This is a genomic window from uncultured Nevskia sp., from assembly GCF_903885465.1.
GTDB lineage: Bacteria > Pseudomonadota > Gammaproteobacteria > Nevskiales > Nevskiaceae > Nevskia.
Map to the genome: position 1 here is coordinate 1 of NZ_CAISIQ010000201.1, position 5831 is coordinate 5831.

Here is a 5831-nt window from a genome sequence, read left to right on the forward strand (position 1 = left end):
CCAGCGCGCGCGGCGGCGATTCCTCGTGCAGCCGCGTCAAGGTGCCCATCGCCGGAATGCGCGTGAAGCCGACCCGGAAACGCTGCACCCGGCCGCCTTCGTGATCGACGGCGATCAGCAGCCGTGGCGTCTTGATCGCCAGCAGGTCGTTGCACAGCGCGCGCAATTGCTCGGGATCCGAGTAGTTGCGGGCGAACAGGATCACGCCGCCGACCAGCGGATGCGCAAGCACCTCGCGGTCTTCGGCGGTCAGGCTCAGGCCGGCGACGTCGGCCATGATCGGTCCCATGATTAAACCAGAGGGCATGCGGGCTCGCGGTGGTTGCTGCAGCGGTGGGACGCGGAACGGCGGAGCGATCGACGCAGACGGATCAGCAGGCTAATTCCCTGGCGCGTGGGCAACTTCGTTCTCGGGCCAGTCGCGCCACGGGTGCAGCGCGAGGCTGTGATTGTAATAGCGGCGATCCTCGGTGACTTCCGCGCCCAGCCAGGCGGGCGTGTCAAAGCGCTGGTCGTTGTGACGCAGTTCGATTTCAGCGACCACCAGACCGACATTGGCACCGGCGAATTCGTCGATCTCCCAGGTCAGCGCGCCGCCATCCGGGCTCACGACGTCGATGTAATGACGAACCTTGTCGACCAGGCCGACGCACAGCGTGTCGAGAATCTCGTGGGCGTCATGGACCGGCACCGGGTAGTCGTACTCGGCACGGGCACGGCCGACGACCGCAGCCTTGATGTTCAGCCGCGCTTCGATGCCCTGCAGACGCACCCGGATCGAGCTCTTGCCGTTGTCCTCGGTCAGATAGCCCTGCCGCATCGGCACGCGGCGCGTGGCCTGTGTGCGCCAGTCATCGCCGACCACCAGAAACTTGCGTTCGATTTCAATGGCCATGTTTGGAAGCAGTGATGAGTGGTTAGTGATCAGTTTGTAGGTCGGGCCTCGCCCGACGTGATCCGGCCGTGTCGTCGGGCAAGGCCCGACCTACGACGTCCGTTCGAACAGCGCCATCGACTCGACATGCGTCGTATGCGGAAACATGTCCAGCACCCCGGCTCGCGTCAGGCGGTAGCCGTAGGTGTTGACCAACTCGCCGGCATCGCGCGCCAGAGTGCCCGGATGACAGGACACATAGACGATGCGCTGCGCCCTGGTCGCCGCCAGCATCGGCAGGATTTCCTTGGCGCCGGAGCGCGGCGGATCGATCAGCGCCAGATCGTAGCGATGTTTCAGCCATTCGGCTTTCGGATCCGGCTTGAACAGATCGGCCTTCAGAAAGCGGCCGTCGTAGCCATTGGTCTGAAGGTTGGCCTTGCCTCGCGTGACCAGCCCGGTCTCGCCTTCCACCGCCGTGACCTTGGCGCCGCGCGCCGCCAGCGGCAAGGTGAAGTTGCCGAGGCCGGCGAACAGTTCCAGCACTTCATTGCCCGGTTCGACACCCAGCCAGTCCAGCGCCTGCACGACCATGCGCTGGCTGACATCGGAATTGATCTGGATGAAATCGGCCGGCTGAAACGCCAGGCGCAGCGCGCTGCCATCCGGCGAGTAGTCCAGCGGCCGCGCCGCGCTCAGCGGCACCAAAGTATCCGGACCGCCACTCTGCAGATAGAAGTCGTAATCGTGCTCGGCGGCGAAGGCCAGCAGCTTGGCGCGGTCGTCATCGCTGGGCGGCGCCAGCACGCGGATGGTCACGGCGACATGCGCCGCCGCCGAGACCTCGATCTGCGGAATCTGGCCAGCGATGCTCAAGCCGTCGAACAGCGCGCCGAGCAGGCGCAGCTTCAGGCCCAGCCGCGGATCGACGACCTCGCAGCGGTTGAGCACCGCCAGCGCATTGGCATCGCGCTCGCGGAAGCCGATCAGCACCCCGCCCTTCTTCGGCACCAGCTTCACGCCCATGCGTGCGCGGCGGCGATAGGTCCAGACCGGGCCGGTCACCGCATCGGCGATGGTTTCCGGCACCACGCCGCCGATCCGGCGCAGCGCTTCCAGCATCGCCTGCTGCTTGAAGGCGATCTGCGCGGCAGGCGCCAGATGCTGCAGCGAGCAGCCGCCGCAAAGCCCGAAGTGCGCACAGCCTGGCGTGACCCGATCCGGCGAAGCGACGTCGATCGCCGTGACTTCCGCCTCATCGAGCGTGCGAGTGACGCGCAGCAGCTTGTAGCGCACCGTTTCGCCGGGCAGCGCGCCGAAGATGAAGGTGACCTTGCCGTTGATGCGGGCAACGCCGCGGCCATCGTGATCGAGATCGGTGACCTCGGCGCTGAACTCGGTATCCGGCGGCGGCTTCCGTTTGGTGCGGCTCACTCGGGGAAGACACCGGTCGAGATGTAGCGATCGCCACGGTCGCAGATGATCGCGGCGATCGTGGCGCCATCGAGTTCCTTGCACAGCTGCAGTGCCGTCCATACCGAGCCGCCGGACGACGGGCCGCAGAACACGCCTTCGATCTTCGCGAGATCGCGCATCGTGTCCTCGGCTTGGCTCGTCGAGACTTCGACCACGCGGTCGACGCGGGAGCGATCAAAGATCGTCGGCAGATAAGCCTCGGGCCATTTGCGGATGCCGGGGATCGACGACTCGCCATCTGGCTGCACGCCAACCACCTGCACCGCCGGGTTCTGCTCCTTCAGATAACGCGAGCAACCCATGATCGTGCCGGTGGTGCCCATCGTCGCGACGAAATGGCTCAGCTCGCCGTTCAGCGCGGTCCAGATTTCCGGCGCCGTGCCTTCGTAGTGGGCGCGCGGATTGTCCGGATTGCCGAACTGGTTCAGCACCTTGCCCTTGCCGTCCTTTTCCATCTGTTCGGCGAGATCGCGCGCGCCTTCCATGCCCTCTTCCTTGGAGACCAGGATCAGCTCGGCACCGAAGGCCTTCATCACCGCGCGGCGCTCCACCGACAAATGCGCCGGCATGATCAGCACCATGCGGAAGCCACGCATCGCCGCGGCCATCGCGAGAGCAATCCCGGTGTTGCCGGACGTCGCTTCGATCAAGGTATCGCCGGGCTTGATCTCGCCCCGCTCTTCGGCGCGGCGGATCATCGAATACGCCGGGCGATCCTTGACCGAGCCGGCCGGGTTATTGCCTTCCAGCTTCAGGAACAGACGGTTGTTGCCGATGCCGGGCAGACGGGTGATTTGCACCAGCGGCGTATTGCCGATGGTGTCGGGGAGCGTGATCGGTTTCATCCCGGCATTTTACGGGACGCAGGCGAACCGTCGCCGCATTCGAGCACCACGAAGGCAATGATCATCCCGGCCTCGTCGGTGAACGACAGGTGAGCCTCGCTGATGCCGAGCGCTTCGAGCCGCGCCTGCATGGCAGCGCTGAAGATCAGCCGCGGCCGCTGCTTCGCCTCGCGCAGCGCGCCGACATCCTGATAGCTGACGCCGTGGAAGCCGGTGCCGAGCGCCTTGACGAAGGCCTCCTTCGCGGCAAACCCGCGGGCAATCGCGTAGCCGATGCTTTTCGCTGCTGGCACAGCTGCGCGTTCCTCCGGCATCAACAGCTTGCTCAGCGCCCGCTCGCCCTGGCGTGCGTACAGCTCCTCGCAACGCGCGATGCGCAGCAGATCGGTGCCGATGCCGTAGATCATTGAGGCAGTGGCTAGTGGCTGGTGGCTAGTGACACGCAGCCACCCCAGCAGGACAGACCGCCGTTGATCTTGCCAGCCACTGACCACAGGCCACTAAACACTGCTTCTCGCCATCGCCAGCCGCAGCTCGGCAATCGCGGCCGGCAGGCCAACGAATACCGCGCGCGCGATCAGCGCATGGCCGATATTGAGTTCGACGATCTCGGGAATGCGCGCGATCGGCGCGACATTCTCGGTATTCAGGCCGTGCCCGGCGTGCACGTTGAAGCCCAGCGCCCGCGCCTCGCGCGCAAACGCGGTGATGCGCGCCAGCTCGGCCTCGCGCGCCGGACCCGGCTCGGCATCGGCATAGCCGCCGGTGTGGATCTCGAGATTCGGCGCGCCGCTGGCCTTCGCGGCCGCGAGCTGCTCGGCATCGGCGGCGATGAACAGCGAGACCTCGGAACCGGCCGCCGCCAGCCGCTGGCAGGCCTCGGTCACGGCGGCGAGATTGCCGGCGACATCGAGCCCGCCTTCGGTGGTGCGCTCCTCGCGCCGTTCCGGCACGAGGCAGATGTATTTCGGCCGCGCCTCCACGCCGATCTCGACCATGGCCGGCGTGACGGCCATCTCGAGGTTCACGGGCACCGGGCAGACGGGCAGCAGCCGGAACAGGTCGTGATCCTGGATGTGGCGGCGATCCTCGCGCAGATGGATCGTGATGCTGTCGGCCCCGGCCGCAGCGGCCAGCAGCGCGCCCTCGACCGGGTCGGGATACGGCGTGCCGCGCGCCTGACGCAGCGTGGCGATGTGATCGACGTTGACGCCGAGACGCAGGAAAGCAGGCATGGTGCTTCGGGAAGGACGGAAAGGTGGGACGCCGATTGTACCGGCTGCCGCACCCGGCCCCCGGTCAACGCGCGTCGTGGAAGATGACTCCAAGCGTGTGGCGCTGCCCTTCGCGCAGCCGGCTGACGCCATGGCGCAGGTTCACGCGATGCACACCGCGCTGGCCGGCGACCGGGCGCTGATGCACCGCGAACGCGACCGCATCCCCCTGCTGCAGCGGCACGACTTCCACACGCGATTGCCGGCGCGGTCGCTGCTCGCTCAGCACGAACTCGCCACCGGTGAAATCGCGGCCGGGCGCGGACAGCAGCACGGCAATCTGCAGTGGAAACACCTCGTCGCCATACCGATCCTGATGCAGGCAGTTGTAGTCGCCGGGGCCGTACTGCAGCAGCAGTGGCGTCGGCCGGCATGTCCCGCGCGCATGGCATTGCGCGAGGTAGTCGGCATGCGCTTCCGGAAAGCGCGCGGGCAGCCCGAGCAGCGCCTGCCACTGGTTTGCGACGGCGGCCAGCGGCGGATACAGCGCGCGCCGCAGCTCGGCGACCGGGTCTGGCAGCGGATAGTCGAAATAGCGGTATTCGCCCTGCCCGAAGCCATGGCGCTGCATGACCACATGGCTGCGGAAGCGCGCGCGGTCCTCATAGCTGGCAGCGAGGCTGCGGCATTCCGCCTCATCCAGCAGGCCCGGCAGCAAGGCGTAGCCGTCGGCTTGCAGGCTGCTGGCGTGCGCAGTCCAGTCGTGATCGAGATGCATGCGATGGCTCCGTGAAGAAGAAGTCGCAGCATCGCGATCCGCTGCCATTCGCGCAGTCCGATGCTTGCGCTCGAACTCGAACCTTCCGCTGCCGTAGGCTTCGCTGATGCAAGACAGCCTGTTCGAGCTTCCGGAGGAGCCCGCCCCGACGTCGCCGCGTCCGCGCAGCCGTGGCGACACGCTGCCGCGTGCGGTGGCTGTCGAGGCACCACTGCGCGAGCTCGCGGCAGCGCTGCCGCAAACGCTGCGGCTCGGCACCTCGTCCTGGAACTTCCCGGGCTGGCAGGGTCTGGTCTGGGCCGAGGACTACGCCGAAGCGCGGCTGTCGAAGCAGGGGCTGCCCGCGTATGCCGCGCATCCGCTGCTGCGGACCGTGAGCCTTGACCGCGCGTTCTACCGGCCGCTGTCCGTCGCGCAGTACGCGGCCTATGCGGCGCAGGTGCCGCCGGACTTCCGCTTCGTCGTGAAGGCACCGAGCCTGGTCAGCGACGCATTGATCCGCGACGAGACCGGCCGTGGGATGACCGCGAACCTGAACTTCCTCGATCCGGACCGCGCCCTGCGCGACTTCCTCGACCCGGCACTGGCCGGCCTGGGCAGCAAGCTCGGCGCGCTGGTGTTCCAGCTCAGCCCGCTGCCCATGC

The 5831-nt window shown here is 67.2% G+C and carries 8 protein-coding genes; 1 reads left to right on the plus strand and 7 read right to left on the minus strand.

Annotated elements, in window-relative coordinates; all coding sequences use genetic code 11:
* From QZY06_RS07685 to QZY06_RS07715, 7 genes are all read right to left on the minus strand, one after another.
* The coding region (locus QZY06_RS07685) for a glycoside hydrolase family 3 N-terminal domain-containing protein (protein ID WP_295682443.1) at positions 1-277 on the minus strand (277 nt) is incomplete at its 3' end.
* Positions 278-379: 102 nt separating this feature from the next.
* Positions 380-895, minus strand: a complete 516-nt coding sequence (locus tag QZY06_RS07690; RefSeq protein WP_293395625.1) for a CYTH domain-containing protein — start codon at positions 893-895, stop codon at positions 380-382.
* 90 nt (positions 896-985) lie between these two features.
* Positions 986-2308 carry a 23S rRNA (uracil(1939)-C(5))-methyltransferase RlmD gene (gene rlmD / locus QZY06_RS07695; protein ID WP_295682447.1) on the minus strand — a complete coding sequence of 441 codons (1323 nt, stop codon included), beginning with the start codon at positions 2306-2308 and terminating at the stop codon, positions 986-988.
* On the minus strand, positions 2305-3195 hold the full coding sequence (gene cysM / locus QZY06_RS07700) for a cysteine synthase CysM (protein WP_295682450.1): 891 nt from the start codon (positions 3193-3195) through the stop codon (positions 2305-2307). The genes rlmD and cysM overlap by 4 nt, the downstream gene beginning before the upstream one ends.
* Positions 3192-3602: a holo-ACP synthase gene (acpS, locus tag QZY06_RS07705; protein ID WP_295682453.1), complete on the minus strand. Its 411-nt coding sequence runs from the start codon at positions 3600-3602 to the stop codon at positions 3192-3194. Before acpS ends, cysM begins: the two co-directional genes overlap by 4 nt.
* Before the next feature lie 93 nt (positions 3603-3695).
* Complete coding sequence (locus tag QZY06_RS07710) at positions 3696-4430, minus strand: pyridoxine 5'-phosphate synthase (RefSeq protein ID WP_295682455.1); 735 nt, start codon at positions 4428-4430, stop codon at positions 3696-3698.
* A gap of 64 nt (positions 4431-4494) precedes the next feature.
* A complete protein-coding gene (locus tag QZY06_RS07715; protein ID WP_295682456.1) occupies positions 4495-5187 on the minus strand; it encodes a 2OG-Fe(II) oxygenase in 693 nt (230 codons plus the stop codon).
* Positions 5188-5293: 106 nt separating this feature from the next.
* Here QZY06_RS07715 and QZY06_RS07720 point away from each other — a divergent pair.
* Positions 5294-5831, plus strand: a 538-nt coding sequence (locus QZY06_RS07720; protein WP_295682459.1) for a DUF72 domain-containing protein, incomplete at its 3' end; no start/stop codon positions are given.